1 protein-coding gene is annotated in these 731 nt (G+C 78.1%); it reads left to right on the top strand.

Annotation, left to right across the window (positions count from 1 at the left end; translation table 11 throughout):
• Window positions 1-731: hypothetical protein (locus GTW08_RS13895; protein ID WP_202417149.1), on the top strand; the 731-nt coding region annotated here is incomplete at both ends.

Raw genomic sequence — 731 nt, 5'->3', positions numbered from 1 at the left:
GATCGGGGCGACGGCCGTGCTCCTCGGCGGGTACGCCCTGACGACCTCGCCGGCGGTGACCGGGGTCCCGGCGCCGCAGGACCGCACCGCCGACCAGTGGGCCGGGCAGGCCCGCATCGCGCTGGCGGCGCTCGACGACGAGCTCGGGACGCTCAACGCGAGCGAACGGACCTGGCAGGCGTCCGCGCACGAGTCGGACCGCACCCCGGCCGCGGTCGCGAAGCTGCAGCAGCAGCGCGACACCCTGCTCCAGCAGCGTGCCGCCCTGCAGTCGCAGCTGCAGGTCTACACGTCCCGGCAGGACGCCGTGGACGCGCTGGCCGCCGCCGAGCAGCAGCTCGCCGAGATGGACCGGATCGTCGCCGACCTGCCGCCGGCCACCCGCCGGACTCCCGACCAGATGGCCGCGGCCGCGTCGCTGGAGGAGCAGCGCGACCTGCGCGCCCGCAACCGTGACGCCTGCGCGGAGCGGCTGGCCGCCATCGACGACGGCATCGACCGGGCCCGCACCGCCCCGCTGCCCGGCGACGGCGACGAGACCGAGAAGGTCTCCGACGACGTGCTGGCCCTCGCCCGCGGCGAGGACCCCGCCACCCCGGAGCCGTCCGGGGTGCGCCGCAACCCCGAGGTACTGGCCGGGGGCCGGGAGACCGCCGGGGACCGCGAGCGCGACGACGTCGGCACCAGTGGCCCGCCGGACCCGCGGGGCCCGCTGGACGAGACCCGGCCGC

The sequence above is a fragment of the Pseudonocardia sp. SID8383 genome, from assembly GCF_009864975.1.
GTDB lineage: Bacteria > Actinomycetota > Actinomycetes > Mycobacteriales > Pseudonocardiaceae > Pseudonocardia > Pseudonocardia alni.
The sequence above is the reverse complement of the archived record's forward strand: the minus strand, read 5'-3'. Positions and strand labels throughout refer to the sequence as shown.